The sequence below is a fragment of the Burkholderia sp. D-99 genome, from assembly GCF_011605345.1.
Lineage (GTDB): Bacteria > Pseudomonadota > Gammaproteobacteria > Burkholderiales > Burkholderiaceae > Burkholderia.
On the sequence record NZ_JAAOXM010000003.1, the window covers coordinates 470863 to 484521 of the forward strand.

Below are 13659 nucleotides of genomic sequence, written 5' to 3' on the forward strand. Positions count from 1 at the left end.
TTCATTGGGCAGGCGGTGCTTACTGCGACTGCGTTTCGGTGGCGCTCGGCTGAAGTGCGCCGCTCGCTTCCATCTGCGCCTTCACGGCTTCGCCGAGCTGGTACACGGTGAGCGCGTAGAAGAAGCTGCGGTTGTAGCGCGTCAGCACGTAGAAATTCTTGAGCCCGAGCATGTATTCGGTCGCGCGGCCCGGCGACGGCAGGTCGACCACGGTCACCGGCGTGCCCGCTTCGGTCGTGATGTTGACCGTCGGCTCGTTCAGCGTCATGCCCGCGCGCAGCAGTTGCGACAGTGCCCAGTGCGGTTCCGGCTGACCGTCGGCGGCGGCCTGTGCGATGCCCAGGCTGCCCGTATCGGGCGTGATCTGCCAGACCACCGGTCGGTCGGTTTCCCAGCCGTGCTGCTTCAGGTAGTTCGCGACGCTGCCGATCGCATCGACAGGACTGCTGCGCAGGTCGACGTGGCCCGTGCCGTCGAAGTCGACCGCATATTCGCGGATGCTGCTCGGCAGGAACTGCGGGATCCCGATTGCGCCCGTGTACGAGCCGAGCACGGTGGTCGGGTCGAGCTGGTTGTCGCGGGTCCAGACCAGGAAATCCTCGAGGTTCTTGCGGAACGTCGCCTGGCGGCTGTCTCGATTCGGCGTGTCCGGATAGTCGAACGTGAGCGTCGTCAGCGCGTCGAGCACGCGGAAATTGCCCATGTAGCGGCCGTAGATCGTCTCGACGCCGATGATGCCGACGATCACCTCGGGCGGCACGCCGAATTGCTCGGATGCACGTTGCAGCGTCGCCTGGTTCGCCTTCCAGAATTTCACGCCCGCGTTGATGCGGATCGGCTCGATGAAGCGCGAGCGATAGACGCGCCAGTTCTTGACCGTCGGCGACGCGGCCGGCTTCACGAGCTTGACGGCTGTCGCCGAATAGCTGATACGCGAGAACAGCGCATGCAGGCTCGCGGAGTCGAAGCCGTTGCGGTTGGCCATCTCGTCGATGAACGCGTCGACCTTCGCGTTGTTCGCGTAACGCTGCGGAACGATTTCCTCTTCGAAGGTCTGGCCTTGCGGCGCCGGCTGCTGCGGCTGGGCCTGAGCGACGAGCTTGCCGGCGGGCTTCGCCGGCTGCGTCTGCGCGCCGGCAGGCACAGTGCCGAGGGCCGCGACGACAGCGGCGACGACGAGCGGCACGCGAACACTGAACAGCGCGGAGAGGGGGGCGGCAGGCTTGCTGGAATTCATGTCGAAGCGGGCGGACAGGGCGATTGGGTTCGGCGCAGTATACCCGACGGATCCGGCGCGCCGGGGCGTGGCAGGCCCCCGTTGTGGTAAGTTAGCGGCGAATTCGCGGCAGACGATGGACATCATTGATGGAGACCTGCGGCGCACCGTGCGCCGCCGATGACAGCTTATGGCAACCGCTTTCTATACGCACCCCGACTGTATGCTGCACGAGATGGGGGAATGGCATCCGGAATGCCCGGCCCGCCTGTCGGCGATTCAGGATCAATTGATTGCGAGCCGCATCGACGACCTGATCGTGCACGAAACCGCGCCGTTCGCGAGCGAGGTCGCGCTGGGCCGAGTGCATACGCAGGCGCATATCGACTACATCCGCAGCATGACGCCGGTCGACGGCTACGTCGAGATCGATCCCGATACGCTGATGAACCGCGACACGTGGCGCGCGGCGCTGCGCGCGGCAGGCGCCGCGATCGCGGCGACCGACGCGGTGATCGAAGGCCGCTATGCGAATGCGTTCTGCGGCGTGCGTCCGCCCGGCCACCATGCGGAGCCCGCGCGCGCGATGGGCTTCTGCTTCTTCAACAACGTCGCGATCGCCGCGCGACATGCGCTCGACGTACACGGCATGGAACGTGTGGCGATCATCGATTTCGACGTGCACCATGGCAACGGCACCGAGGCCGCGTTCGCGAACGACGAGCGCGTGCTGATGTGCAGCTTCTTCCAACATCCGCTGTACCCGTTCTCGGGCGTCGATCACCAGGCACCGAACATGGTCAACCTGCCGATGCCCGCACGCAGCAACGGGATGGCGATCCGCGAAGCCGTCGACATGTTCTGGCTGCCGCGCCTCGATGCGTTCAAGCCGCAGATGCTGTTCGTGTCGGCGGGTTTCGACGCGCATCGCGAGGACGATATCGGCAACCTCGGCCTCGTCGAAGCCGACTTCGAATGGCTGACCGCGCAGATCGTCGAGGTGGCGCGCCGGCATGCGCAGGGCCGCATCGTGAGCTGCCTCGAAGGCGGCTACAACCTGTCCGCGCTCGGGCGCAGCGTCGTCGCGCACCTGCGCGTGCTGGCCGGTATCTGATTCCTGACTGGCAGGGCGCGCCGGGCGCGCTCAGCGTGCCGGCACGCGCGCGTGAATCCACGCGATCAGCGTGTCGATCACGCGATCGCGTTCGAGATCGTTCATCGTTTCGTGGAAACCGCCTTCGTATAGCGTCAGCGTACGATCGGGCGAGCCGACGCGCGCGCCGAACGCGCGGCTGCCGTCGGGTTCGGTCAGCTTGTCTTCCGTGCCGTGATAGACGAGCACCGGCACGCGCAGCGTGCCGCGGCCGCTTTCGATACGTGCCATCGCGTCAAGAATTTCCGCGCCAGTGCGCGCGGGCACCGCGCCGTGATGCACGAGCGGATCGGCGCGATTGGCCGCGACGATGGCCGGATCGCGCGACAGCAGTGCCGCATCGATCTTGATCGCGGGAAACGTCGGCCATACGCGGCTGATGACGCGACTCACCGCGAGCATCCAGCGCGGTACGTCGCGTCCCGGTGCGAGCGCCGGGCTCGACAGCACGAGACCCGTCAGCGCGTGGCCGCGTGCCGGCGCGCGTTCGATCGCGTACAGCGCCGCGACCGCGCCGCCCATGCTGTGCCCCATCAGGAACAGCGGCGAATTGCCGCGCGCGGCTTCGGCGACCAGCGCATCCGCATCGTTCAGGTAGCCGTCGAAGCGCTCGACCCACGCGCGCTTGCCGGGTGACTGGCCGTGCCCGCGCAGATCGATCGCAAGCACCTCGATACCGGCCGCATTCAGCCGGCCGGCGAGCGCGGCATAGCGGCCCGCGTGTTCGGCAAGGCCGTGCACGAGCGCGATCGTCGCGCGCGGCGGCGCCGTGCCGTCGCCAGCCGGCCAGCGGTACGACGCCAATTCGAGCCCGTCGGCCGTACGCAGCCGGCCCATTTTCGGTGCGGGTGCCGACGCAGGCGCGACGCTGGCTGTGGCGGGCGCGGTGGCCGGCGTGGTGGTGGCGGTCATCTGGCGTGTCCCCTGTTGGTTGGTCGGTGTTTCGGATCATAGACGCGGCCTTCGCGCGGCGGGCCAGCGACGTCCCTCTAATTTCGTGTAGTTATGAAAAGATCGAAATCGATTATTAAGGGGAATGAGGGGTTTGCGGTAAAATCGACGGTTATTCCAGATGCATCGGCGGCCGACTGGCGGGCCAACTCGCCGGCCGGCCGCCGTTTTGTTTACATGATCGAATTACGCAATCTTTCGCAGCGATTTCCCGGGCCGGGCGGCTGGGTCGAGGCGCTGCACAACGTCAACCTGACGATCCCGCAGGGCGAGGTGTTCGGCATCATCGGCCGAAGCGGCGCCGGCAAGAGCACGCTCGTGCGCACCATCAACCTGCTCACGCGGCCGACCGAAGGCAATGTCGTCGTCGGCGGGCGTGATCTCACGGTGCTGCCGGCTGGCGCGCTGCGCGAGGCGCGCCGCGAGATCGGCATGATCTTCCAGCACTTCAACCTGCTGTCGTCGCGCACGGTATTCGACAACGTCGCGCTGCCGCTGGAGCTGGCCGGCGCCAGCCGCACCGAGATCGAGGCCGCCGTGCTGCCGCTGCTCGACCTCGTCGGGCTGTCCGCGCAGAAGGATCGCTACCCGTCGCAGATCAGCGGCGGGCAGAAGCAGCGCGTCGGCATTGCGCGCGCGCTCGCGAGCCAGCCGAAGGTCCTGCTGTCGGACGAAGCGACGTCCGCGCTCGATCCCGAAACCACGCGCTCGATCCTCGATTTGCTGAAGCGCATCAACCGCGAGCTCGGCCTGACGATCGTGCTGATCACGCATCAGATGGAAGTGATCAAGCAGGTGTGCGATCGCGTCGCGGTGCTCGATGCGGGGCGCGTGGTCGAGGAAGGCCGCGTGATCGACGTATTCCTGCAGCCGCATCACGAAGTGACGCGCGCGCTGATCGGCGACGTGATCGCGCAGGAGTTGCCGCCCGCGCTGAAGGCTCGCGTGGCCGAGCGGCTGAAGACCGGCAGCGGGCATCTGCTGCGGCTCGCGTTCACGGGCTCGGGTGTCGACCAGCCGATCCTGTCGGAGACGATCCGCCGGTACGAACTTGATTTCAACATCCTGCACGGCCAGATCGACGAGATCCAGGGGCAGGCATTCGGTTCGCTCGCGGTGCTCGCGGGCGGCGAGCCGGGCAAGGTCGGGCAGGCGCTCGCGTTCCTGCGCGAACAAGGTGTGGTGGTAGAGGAGCTTTCGTATGTTGAGTGAGATGTTCGATATGTTCGTGCAGTCGTTCTGGGAGACGCTGATCATGGTCGGCATCTCCGGAGCGGTCGGCGCGCTCGTCGGCCTGCCGCTCGGCGTGCTGCTCTACCTGACCGACCGCCAGGGCGTGCTGCAGAACCTCGCGGTGAATCGCGTGCTCGGCGGCATCGTGAATGCCGTCCGCTCGACGCCGTTCATTATCCTGCTGGTCGCGGTGATTCCGTTTACGCGGCTCATTACGGGTTCGTCGATCGGCACGGCCGCGGCGGTCGTGCCGCTGACGCTCGCAGCCGCGCCGTTCATCGCGCGTCTCGTCGAGACGGCGCTGCGCGAAGTCGACCGCGGGCTGATCGAGGCTGCGCAATCGATGGGCGCGACCACGTCGCAGATCGTCTTCAAGGTGCTGCTGCCCGAATCGCTGCCGGGCGTCGTCGCGGGCCTGACGATCACGTTCGTGTCGCTGGTCGGCTATTCGGCGATGGCGGGCGCGATCGGCGGCGGCGGCCTTGGCGATCTCGGGATCCGCTACGGCTACCAGCGCTATCTGCCCGAAGTGATGTGGACGGTGGTCGCGATCCTGATCGTGTTCGTGCAGATCGTGCAGTCGTTCGGCGACTGGCTCGTCCGCCGGCTGAGCCACAAGTAAAACAAAACTGATTCGATAGGGGACACACGATGCAACGACGCTTCATGCTGAAGTTCGCGGCGGCTCTGGGTGCGGCCGCGCTGTTCGCGGGCGCACACGCGCAGGCCGAAACCATCAAGGTGGGCGTGACGGGTGGGCCGCACGCGCAGATCATGGAGGCGGTGAAGAAGGTCGCGGCGAAGAGCGGCCTCGAGATCCGCATCGTCGAATTCTCCGATTACGTGCAGCCGAACGCCGCGCTTGCGTCCGGCGACCTCGACGCGAACAGCTACCAGCACGATCCGTATCTGCAGGCGCAGGTGAAGGATCGCGGCTACAAGCTGATCAAGGTCGCGGATACCGTCACGTTCCCGATGGGCATCTATTCGAAGCGCGTGAAATCGCTGGCCGAACTGAAGCCGGGCGCGCGCATCGCGGTTCCGAACGATCCGACCAACGGCGGCCGTGCGCTGCTGTTGCTGCAAAAGCAGGGCCTGCTGAAGCTGCGCGCGGACGCGGGGCTCAAGGCGACGCCACTCGATATCGTCGACAATCCGCGCAAGCTGAAGATCGTCGAGCTTGATGCGGCACAGATTCCGCGCTCGCTCGGCGACGTCGACGCGGCCGCGATCAATACCAACTACGCGATGGAAGCGGGGTTGAAACCGAAACAGGATGCGATCGCGATCGAGGGTCCGAACGGCCCGTACGCGAACATCCTCGCGATTCGCGAGGCGGACCGGAACAAGCCGTGGGTCGCGAAGCTGGTCGCGGCCTATCATTCGGCCGAGGTGAAGCAGTTCATCGAAGGCAAGTTCGGCGGAGCGGTCATTGCCGCCTGGTAACAGGCGAAGCACGGGGCGCCCGGCGAGATTAGAGTTGATGATCGAAAACCCGGGCTTTGCGTCCGGGTTTTTTCTCTTTTAAAATAGAACGACCGTTCGCTATCATTGGCGCGTCGCCAAGAAGCGGTATCCTCGACAACCACGATGGTTGGGTCCGCTTGGCCGCGCAGTCATGAGGCCTCGCTATAGAATGGCCTCTGGTCGTATTCGTAACTTTGGAGCGTGTGCATGAAAATCCTGGTGCCAGTGAAAAGAGTGGTCGATTACAACGTGAAGGTCCGCGTGAAGTCGGACAACACGGGTGTCGACATCGCGAACGTGAAGATGTCGATGAACCCGTTCGACGAAATCGCCGTTGAAGAAGCCGTGCGCCTGAAGGAAGCGGGCGTGGCGACCGAAGTGATCGCCGTGTCGGTGGGTGTCACGCAAGCGCAGGAAACGCTGCGTACGGCGCTGGCGATCGGCGCAGATCGCGCGATCCTCGTCGAGTCGACCGACAGCGTCGAGCCGCTGGCCGTCGCGAAGATCCTGAAGGCGCTGGTCGACAAGGAACAACCTTCGCTCGTGATCCTCGGCAAACAGGCGATCGACGACGATTCTAACCAGACGGGCCAGATGCTGGCCGCGCTGGCCGGTCTCCCGCAAGCGACGTTCGCGTCGAAGGTGACGGTGGCCGACGGCAAGGCAACGGTTGCACGTGAAGTCGACGGCGGTGCGGAAACGCTGTCGCTGTCGCTGCCGGCCGTGATCACCACGGACCTGCGCCTGAACGAGCCGCGCTACGTGACGCTGCCGAACATCATGAAGGCGAAGAAGAAGCCGCTGGAAACCGTGAAGCCGGAAGACCTCGGCGTGGATGTCGCGCCGCGTCTGAAGACGCTGAAGGTCGTCGAGCCGCCGAAGCGCGCAGCCGGCGTGAAGGTGCCGGACGTGAAGACGCTGGTCGAGAAGCTGAAGACCGAAGCCAAGGTGCTGTAAGAGGGAGCGCAAAGAAATGACGATTCTGGTGATTGCAGAACACGACAACGCGTCGGTCAAGGCCGCGACGTTGAACACGGTGGCGGCGGCAGCGAAGATCGGTGGCGACATTCACGTGCTGGTCGCAGGCCACAACGCGCAAGCGGCTGCGGACGCAGCGGCGAAGATCGCAGGTGTGTCGAAGGTACTGCTGGCCGACGCGCCGCAACTCGAAGCGGGCCTCGCGGAAAACGTCGAGGCGACCGCGCTGAACATCGCGAAGGACTATTCGCACATCCTCGCGCCGGCGACGGCCTACGGCAAGAACATCGCGCCGCGTATCGCCGCGAAGCTGGACGTCGCGCAGATCTCGGACATCACCGCAGTTGACAGTGCCGACACGTTCGAGCGCCCGATCTATGCGGGTAACGCGATCGCGACGGTGCAGTCGAGCGACCCGATCAAGGTGATCACGGTGCGTGCGACGGGCTTCGATCCGGTTGCGGCCGAAGGCGGCAGCGCGACGGTCGAGAAGATCGAAGCGGCAGCCGACGCAGGCAAGTCGCAGTTCGTGAGCCGTGAAGTGACGAAGCTGGACCGTCCGGAGCTGACCAGCGCGAAGATCATCGTGTCGGGCGGCCGCGGTCTGGGCAGCGGCGAGAACTACACGAAGGTGCTGGAGCCGCTGGCCGACAAGCTGTCGGCAGCGCTCGGCGCATCGCGCGCGGCAGTCGACGCCGGCTACGTGCCGAACGACTACCAGGTTGGCCAGACCGGCAAGATCGTCGCACCGCAGCTGTACATCGCGGTCGGCATCTCGGGTGCGATCCAGCATCTGGCCGGCATGAAGGATTCGAAGGTGATCGTCGCGATCAACAAGGATCCGGAAGCGCCGATCTTCAGCGTGGCCGACTATGGCCTCGTCGGCGATCTGTTCGCGCTCGTGCCTGAACTCGTGGCCGAGCTCGGCTAAAGCAGTGTGACGCTTCAGCGGTAAGCACATGAGAAGAGGGGCGCGACGAGCGCCCCTTTTTTTCGCCATCGACAGAAGAGAGAAGAGGGAGACGCACCATGAGCTATAACGCCCCCGTCAAGGACATGCTGTTCGTGCTGAAGGAACTGGCCGGCATCGACGCCGTCGCGCAGTTGCCCGGTTTCGAGGATGCCGGTTACGACACGGCGCAGGCTGTGCTCGACGAATCCGCGAAATTTTGCGGCGAGGTGCTGGCGCCACTGAACGTCGAAGGCGACCGCAATCCGAGCAGCTGGAAGGACGGTGTCGTGACCGCGACGCCGGGCTTCGGCGAAGCGTTCCGCCAGTTCGTCGAAGGCGGCTGGCAGGGGCTGCAGCACCCGTCCGAATACGACGGCCAGGGGCTGCCGAAGCTGATCGCGACGCCGTGCATCGAGATGCTGAACGCGGCGAACCTGTCGTTCGCGCTGTGTCCGCTCCTGACCGACGGCGCGATCGAGGCGCTGCTGACGGCCGGCACCGACGAGCAGAAGCAGCGCTACGTGCCGAAGCTGATCTCGGGCGAATGGACCGGCACGATGAACCTGACCGAGCCGCAGGCGGGCTCCGATCTTGCGCTGGTGCGCTCGCGCGCGGAACCGCAGGGCGACGGTACGTACAAGGTGTTCGGCACGAAGATCTTCATCACGTGGGGCGAGCACGACATGGCGGACAACATCGTCCACCTGGTGCTGGCGCGCACGCCGAACGCGCCGGAAGGCGTGAAGGGCATCTCGCTGTTCATCGTGCCGAAGTTCATGGTCAACGAGGACGGCTCGTTGGGCGCACGCAACGACGTGCACTGCGTGTCGATCGAGCACAAGCTCGGGATCAAGGCGAGCCCGACGGCGGTGCTGCAATATGGCGACAACGGCGGCGCGATCGGCTACCTGATCGGCGAGGAGAACCGCGGCCTAGAATACATGTTCATCATGATGAATGCGGCGCGCTTCGGCGTCGGGATGCAGGGGATCGGCGTGGCCGACCGTGCGTACCAGAAGGCCGCGGAATTCGCGAAGGAACGCGTGCAGAGCCGCCCGGTGGACGGTTCGGCCAAGCAGTCGGTGACGATCATCCATCACCCGGACGTGCGCCGCATGCTCGGCACGATGCGCGCGCTGACCGAAGGTGCGCGGGCGCTGGCCTACGTGGCCGCGGCGCACAGCGACATTGCCCACCGCCATTCGGACGAGGCGACGCGTGGCCGTCATCAGGCAATCTACGAGTATCTGGTGCCGGTGGTGAAGGGCTGGAGCACGGAGATGGTGAACGACGTGGCGAGCCTGGGCGTGCAGGTGCACGGCGGGATGGGCTTCATCGAGGAGACGGGCGCGGCGCAGTATTACCGCGATGCGCGGATCCTGGCGATCTACGAAGGCACGACGGCGATCCAGGCGAACGACCTGGTGGGCCGCAAGACGATGCGCGACGGCGGCGCGGTGGCGAAGGCGCTGATCGCGGAGATCGGCGAGACGGTCGCGGCGCTGGACAAGCTGGACGGCGCGGCGGCCGCGTCGATGAAGGCGCAGCTGGAGAAGGGTGCGAAGGCGCTGTCGTCGGTGCTGGATTACGTGGTGGCGAACGTGAAGCAGGACCCGAACGCGGTGTTCGCGGGCAGCGTGCCGTACCTGAAGCTGGCGGGCGTGGTGCTGTGCGGGTGGCAGATGGGCCGCGCGCTGGTGGCGGCGCAGGCGAACCGCTCGAGCGACCCGGCGTTCTTCGATGCGAAGATCGCGATCGCGCAGCTCTATGCGGAGCACGTGCTGGTGCAGGCAGGCGGGCTCGAAGCGTCGATCGTCGGCACGAAGGGCAACGAGGGCGTGCTCGCGTTGACGGAAGACCAGTTCTGATCGGCACGACGGTTCGATCAAGTGAAAAAGGCGCCCGCGGGGCGCCTTTCCTTTTGATGCCGGCCGGCCCGCATGGCTGCGGGCAACGTCGGTTTATGCGTACGCCGGGCGCGTCTGACCGGCCACTTCCTTCAGGTAACGATGCACCGACAGGTCGTCGGCCTGGATCGCAGGCATCTTGCCCGAGATCAGGTCTGCGAGCAGCTGGCCCGAACCGCACGACATCGTCCAGCCGAGCGTGCCGTGGCCGGTGTTCAGGAACAGGTTCGACACCGGCGTGCGGCCGACGATCGGCGTGCCGTCCGGCGTCATCGGGCGCAGGCCTGTCCAGAACGTGGCCTTCGACGTGTCGCCACCGCCCGGGAACAGGTCGTTCACGCACATTTCGAGCGTTTCGCGGCGCGCGGCGCGCAGCTTCTTGTCGAAGCCGACGATTTCCGCCATGCCGCCGACGCGGATGCGCTGGTCGAAACGCGTGATCGCGATCTTGTAGGTTTCGTCGAGCACCGTCGACACGGGCGCGGCCGCTTCGTTGACGATCGGCGCGGTGATCGAATAGCCCTTCAGCGGATAGACGGGGATCTTCATCAGGTTCGAGATGAAGCTGGTCGAGTACGAGCCGAGCGCGACGACGTACGCGTCCGCACGCACCGTCTCGCTGCCGCACTGTACGCCGGCGATCTTGCCGCCCGCGATTGCGAGCGCATCGATCGGCGTGTTGTAGCGGAACTTGACGCCGAGCGATTCGGCGAGCGCCGCGAGGCGCGTCGTGAACAGCTGGCAGTCGCCCGTTTCGTCACCCGGCAGGCGCAGGCCGCCCGTCAGCTTGTGCGAGACAGCGGCGAGGGCCGGTTCGGCGTTCTTCAGGTCGGCCGGCGAAAGCAGTTCGAACGGCACGTTCGCTTCCTTCAGGACGGCGATGTCCTTCGCTGCACCGTCGAGTTGCTGCTGCGTGCGGAACAACTGCAGCGTGCCGCCCGTGCGGCCTTCGTATTCGATGCCGGTATCGGCGCGCAGCGCCTGCAGGCAGTCGCGGCTGTATTCGGCAAGGCGAACCATGCGGCCCTTGTTGACTGCATAGCGCTCGGCCGTGCAGTTACGCAGCATCTGGTACATCCACTGGAGCTGGAAGCGAGTGCCGTCGAGGCGGATCGCGAGCGGCGCGTGTTTCTCGAACATCCATTTGACGGCCTTCAGCGGCACGCCGGGTGCGGCCCACGGCGCGGCATAGCCAGGGGAGATCTGGCCAGCGTTCGCGAAGCTCGTCTCGAGCGCCGGGCCGGCCTCCCGGTCGATCACCGTGACTTCATGACCGGCGCGCGCGAGGTAATACGCGCTTGCCACGCCCACCACACCGCTGCCCAGAATGACGACTCGCATAGCTGCTCCAGATGGAAGGGACCAGGTCGAGGCCGGGCGCACCTGCGGCTCCGTGTAACCTCTAGCTGATCTAGTTTTTTGCGCTATGGTATTGTCGAATGTGTAGGTTTTGTTATCGTATTTTTCAGGTTTTCAGCATAAACAAATGAGAACGCAACGTCAGCCCGTACGCTCGCTCGACAAGCTCGACCGGCGCATCCTGAAACTGCTCCAGGACGACGGCCGGATGGCGATGAAAGACCTCGCGGAACAGGTCGGACTGACCGTCACGCCGTGTATCGAGCGTGTACGGCGCATGGAGCGGGATGGCGTGATCACCGGCTATCACGCGCGTGTCGACCCCCACCAGCTGGGTGCCTCGCTGCTGGTGTTCGTCGAGATTACGCTCGGCCACAAGGGCGGCAACATGTTCGAGCAATTCCGCCGGGAAGTGATGAAGATCGACGAGGTGCTCGAGTGCCATCTCGTGTCCGGCGATTTCGACTACCTGATCAAGGCGCGGATCGGCGAGATGGCCGACTACCGGAAGCTGCTCGGCGACATCCTGCTGCAGTTGCCCGGCGCCGTGCAGTCGAAGAGCTACGTCGTGATGGAAGAAATCAAGGAAACGCTGACGATCGCCGTGGGCGACTGACGCGCCTGCGGCAGGTTGTCGGGCGCTTTATCCCGCCCTTGGCACGCTGCGCCCAATACTGTATAAATGTACAGTATTGGGCGCAGGCGAATGGGTGGGTACATGGTCGATCGATCCGACAACGAATTTCCGATAGCGCCGCCCGTGCCCCGCAAGGGGCGCGGTGCGGTCGACAACCTGCAGGGGCGATACGAAATCGCGCAGCGTGAAGCGGTCGACGACGGCTGGACACACGAGTCGGACGATGCCGATTTCCCCGCGCCGCTGCGCACGCAGGTATTCGAGGAGCGGGCGAAGAGCATCCTGACGCACAACCAGTCGCCCGATATTCCGTTCAGCGTATCGCTCAATCCGTATCGCGGTTGCGAGCACGGGTGCATCTACTGCTTTGCGCGTCCGACGCACAGTTATCTCGGCTTGTCGCCGGGGCTCGATTTCGAAAGCCGCATCTATGCGAAGGTCAATGCGGCCGAACTGCTCGAGCGCGAGATTGCGCGCAAGCGCTACGTGCCGGAGCCGATCGCGCTCGGTGTCAACACCGACGCCTACCAGCCGGTCGAGCGCGATTTGCGCATCACGCGCAGCGTGATCCAGGTGATGCACGATCGCGGGCTGCCGTTCGCCGCGATCACGAAGTCGTCGCTGATCGAGCGTGATCTCGACCTGCTTGCGCCGATGGCCGAACGCAGGCAGGTGATGGCGGCGGTCACGATCACGACGCTCGATGCCGATCTCGCGCGCACGCTCGAGCCGCGCGCGGCGACACCGGCGCGCCGGTTGCGCACGATCCGCGCGCTGCGCGATGCGGGCGTGCCGGTCGGCGTGAGCATTGCACCGATGATTCCGTTCGTCACCGAGCCCGACATGGAGCGCGTACTCGAGGCGTGCGCGGAAGCCGGCGCCACGCACGCGAGCTACATCATCCTGAGGCTGCCGTGGGAGGTTGCGCCGCTGTTCAAGAACTGGCTCGCCGCGCATTTTCCCGACCGCGCGGAGCGCGTGATGAACCGCGTGCGCGACATGCGCGGCGGGAAAGACTACGACTCGGATTTCTCGAAACGGATGAAAGGCGAGGGGATCTGGGCCGACCTGCTGCGGCAGCGTTTCCGCCAGGCCGTCAAGCGGCTCGGGCTGAACGAGCGCACGAACGGCATTCTCGATCTGTCGCAGTTTCGCGGCGCGTCGGCCGCTGCGGCGCCGGTGCCGCGCGTTGCTGGTCGTTCGGCCGGCACGCGGTCGACGCAGTCGCGCGACGACATGCAATTGAACCTGTTCTGACCGGTGCGCTAAACGGGCGCAGGGTGCCGGTACGTCGCGTTCGTTGCGCTTACTGCGAAATTTGCTTGGCCGCTTCGACCTGCGACTCGAAATACGTCTGGAACGACAACGCGAGCGCGGTCATCAGCAGGAACGCACCGATCAGCAGCGAGAAGATCACCACGAAGATCACGGTCCAGCCCGACTTGCTGTGCTTGCCCGTCTCCGCATTGAATTGCGCGTCCCATTTTTCGTCGGGGCGTAACCCGTAGACGAGCGCGGCGAGGAATGCGGCCAGCAGCGAGATTGCGCCGGGTACCGCGAGCCACCAGCCGAGGCCGGCACTGCGCTGGGTCGCGGCGAGCAAGAGGAAGCCCGGGATGCCGACGATCGTCGCAAGCAGGTGCGCCCAGCCGTACACGTCGCGAAAGCCATACAGATAGAAGCGGTGCGCGCCGAGCGATCCGAACAGGAACGCAAGGGCGGCGGTGAGCGTCTTGGACCGGAAGCGGCGGGACGGTGCGGTGCTGCTGGACATGGATGGCGGCGTATTGTCGTTGGCATGGGCGG

General features: G+C 65.5%; 13 protein-coding genes. 9 read left to right on the forward strand and 4 right to left on the reverse strand.

Going from position 1 to position 13659, the window contains the following annotated elements; genetic code table 11:
* Window positions 1-19: 19 nt before the first annotated feature.
* Window positions 20-1363, reverse strand: a complete 1344-nt coding sequence (gene mltB, locus HAV18_RS16205; protein WP_166957510.1) for a lytic murein transglycosylase B — start codon at window positions 1361-1363, stop codon at window positions 20-22.
* A gap of 43 nt (window positions 1364-1406) precedes the next feature.
* Between mltB and HAV18_RS16210 the strand changes: the two genes are divergently transcribed.
* The gene (locus tag HAV18_RS16210) at window positions 1407-2330 is read left to right on the forward strand and encodes a histone deacetylase family protein (protein ID WP_166957512.1); all 924 of its coding nucleotides are present in this window, start codon (window positions 1407-1409) and stop codon (window positions 2328-2330) included.
* Between the two features lie 30 nt (window positions 2331-2360).
* Here HAV18_RS16210 and HAV18_RS16215 read toward each other — a convergent pair whose 3' ends face one another.
* Window positions 2361-3281 (reverse strand): alpha/beta hydrolase, encoded by a 921-nt coding sequence (locus HAV18_RS16215; protein WP_166957514.1) that lies wholly within the window; start codon window positions 3279-3281, stop codon window positions 2361-2363.
* A 216-nt stretch (window positions 3282-3497) separates the two neighbouring features.
* On the opposite strand from HAV18_RS16215, the gene HAV18_RS16220 reads away from it, so the two are divergent.
* The 6 genes from HAV18_RS16220 (at window position 3498) to HAV18_RS16245 (ending at window position 9818) form a co-directional block, all read left to right on the forward strand.
* Window positions 3498-4532, forward strand: coding sequence for a methionine ABC transporter ATP-binding protein (locus HAV18_RS16220; RefSeq protein ID WP_166957516.1), 1035 nt, complete (start codon window positions 3498-3500; stop codon window positions 4530-4532).
* On the forward strand, window positions 4522-5175 hold the full coding sequence (locus HAV18_RS16225; protein ID WP_059529774.1) for a methionine ABC transporter permease: 654 nt from the start codon (window positions 4522-4524) through the stop codon (window positions 5173-5175). Before HAV18_RS16220 ends, HAV18_RS16225 begins: the two co-directional genes overlap by 11 nt.
* Before the next feature lie 29 nt (window positions 5176-5204).
* Window positions 5205-5999, forward strand: a complete 795-nt coding sequence (locus HAV18_RS16230) for a MetQ/NlpA family ABC transporter substrate-binding protein (protein WP_166957518.1) — start codon at window positions 5205-5207, stop codon at window positions 5997-5999.
* A 228-nt stretch (window positions 6000-6227) separates the two neighbouring features.
* Entirely contained in the window at window positions 6228-6977 is a 750-nt protein-coding gene (locus HAV18_RS16235; protein ID WP_166957520.1) for an electron transfer flavoprotein subunit beta/FixA family protein, read from the forward strand.
* A gap of 16 nt (window positions 6978-6993) precedes the next feature.
* The gene (locus HAV18_RS16240) at window positions 6994-7929 is read left to right on the forward strand and encodes an electron transfer flavoprotein subunit alpha/FixB family protein (protein ID WP_166957522.1); all 936 of its coding nucleotides are present in this window, start codon (window positions 6994-6996) and stop codon (window positions 7927-7929) included.
* A gap of 98 nt (window positions 7930-8027) precedes the next feature.
* Window positions 8028-9818, forward strand: a complete 1791-nt coding sequence (locus HAV18_RS16245) for an acyl-CoA dehydrogenase (RefSeq protein WP_166957524.1) — start codon at window positions 8028-8030, stop codon at window positions 9816-9818.
* Window positions 9819-9911: 93 nt separating this feature from the next.
* Here the strand turns inward: HAV18_RS16245 and HAV18_RS16250 are convergent, their stop codons facing one another.
* The gene (locus HAV18_RS16250; RefSeq protein ID WP_166957526.1) at window positions 9912-11198 is read right to left on the reverse strand and encodes a D-amino acid dehydrogenase; all 1287 of its coding nucleotides are present in this window, start codon (window positions 11196-11198) and stop codon (window positions 9912-9914) included.
* 145 nt (window positions 11199-11343) lie between these two features.
* On the opposite strand from HAV18_RS16250, the gene HAV18_RS16255 reads away from it, so the two are divergent.
* Together HAV18_RS16255 and HAV18_RS16260 are read left to right on the forward strand one after the other, a co-directional pair.
* Window positions 11344-11832, forward strand: coding sequence for an Lrp/AsnC ligand binding domain-containing protein (locus HAV18_RS16255; protein ID WP_166957528.1), 489 nt, complete (start codon window positions 11344-11346; stop codon window positions 11830-11832).
* 90 nt (window positions 11833-11922) lie between these two features.
* The gene (locus tag HAV18_RS16260) at window positions 11923-13110 is read left to right on the forward strand and encodes a PA0069 family radical SAM protein (protein ID WP_166957530.1); all 1188 of its coding nucleotides are present in this window, start codon (window positions 11923-11925) and stop codon (window positions 13108-13110) included.
* Between the two features lie 49 nt (window positions 13111-13159).
* Here the strand turns inward: HAV18_RS16260 and HAV18_RS16265 are convergent, their stop codons facing one another.
* The gene (locus HAV18_RS16265; protein ID WP_060062168.1) at window positions 13160-13627 is read right to left on the reverse strand and encodes an NINE protein; all 468 of its coding nucleotides are present in this window, start codon (window positions 13625-13627) and stop codon (window positions 13160-13162) included.
* Window positions 13628-13659: the final 32 nt, after the last annotated feature.

Bases quoted from the DNA above. Each gene is read 5' to 3' on its own strand.
- HAV18_RS16245 (WP_166957524.1), top strand. From the start codon at position 8,028: ATGAGCTATAACGCCCCCGTCAAGGACATGCTGTTCGTGCTGAAGGAA.
- HAV18_RS16235 (WP_166957520.1), top strand. From the start codon at position 6,228: ATGAAAATCCTGGTGCCAGTGAAAAGAGTGGTCGATTACAACGTGAAG.
- HAV18_RS16250 (WP_166957526.1), bottom strand. From the start codon at position 11,198: ATGCGAGTCGTCATTCTGGGCAGCGGTGTGGTGGGCGTGGCAAGCGCG.
- HAV18_RS16240 (WP_166957522.1), top strand. From the start codon at position 6,994: ATGACGATTCTGGTGATTGCAGAACACGACAACGCGTCGGTCAAGGCC.
- HAV18_RS16265 (WP_060062168.1), bottom strand. From the start codon at position 13,627: ATGTCCAGCAGCACCGCACCGTCCCGCCGCTTCCGGTCCAAGACGCTC.
- HAV18_RS16230 (WP_166957518.1), top strand. From the start codon at position 5,205: ATGCAACGACGCTTCATGCTGAAGTTCGCGGCGGCTCTGGGTGCGGCC.
- HAV18_RS16210 (WP_166957512.1), top strand. From the start codon at position 1,407: ATGGCAACCGCTTTCTATACGCACCCCGACTGTATGCTGCACGAGATG.
- HAV18_RS16215 (WP_166957514.1), bottom strand. From the start codon at position 3,281: ATGACCGCCACCACCACGCCGGCCACCGCGCCCGCCACAGCCAGCGTC.
- HAV18_RS16220 (WP_166957516.1), top strand. From the start codon at position 3,498: ATGATCGAATTACGCAATCTTTCGCAGCGATTTCCCGGGCCGGGCGGC.
- mltB (WP_166957510.1), bottom strand. From the start codon at position 1,363: ATGATGTCCATCGTCTGCCGCGAATTCGCCGCTAACTTACCACAACGG.
- HAV18_RS16260 (WP_166957530.1), top strand. From the start codon at position 11,923: ATGGGTGGGTACATGGTCGATCGATCCGACAACGAATTTCCGATAGCG.
- HAV18_RS16225 (WP_059529774.1), top strand. From the start codon at position 4,522: ATGTTGAGTGAGATGTTCGATATGTTCGTGCAGTCGTTCTGGGAGACG.
- HAV18_RS16255 (WP_166957528.1), top strand. From the start codon at position 11,344: ATGAGAACGCAACGTCAGCCCGTACGCTCGCTCGACAAGCTCGACCGG.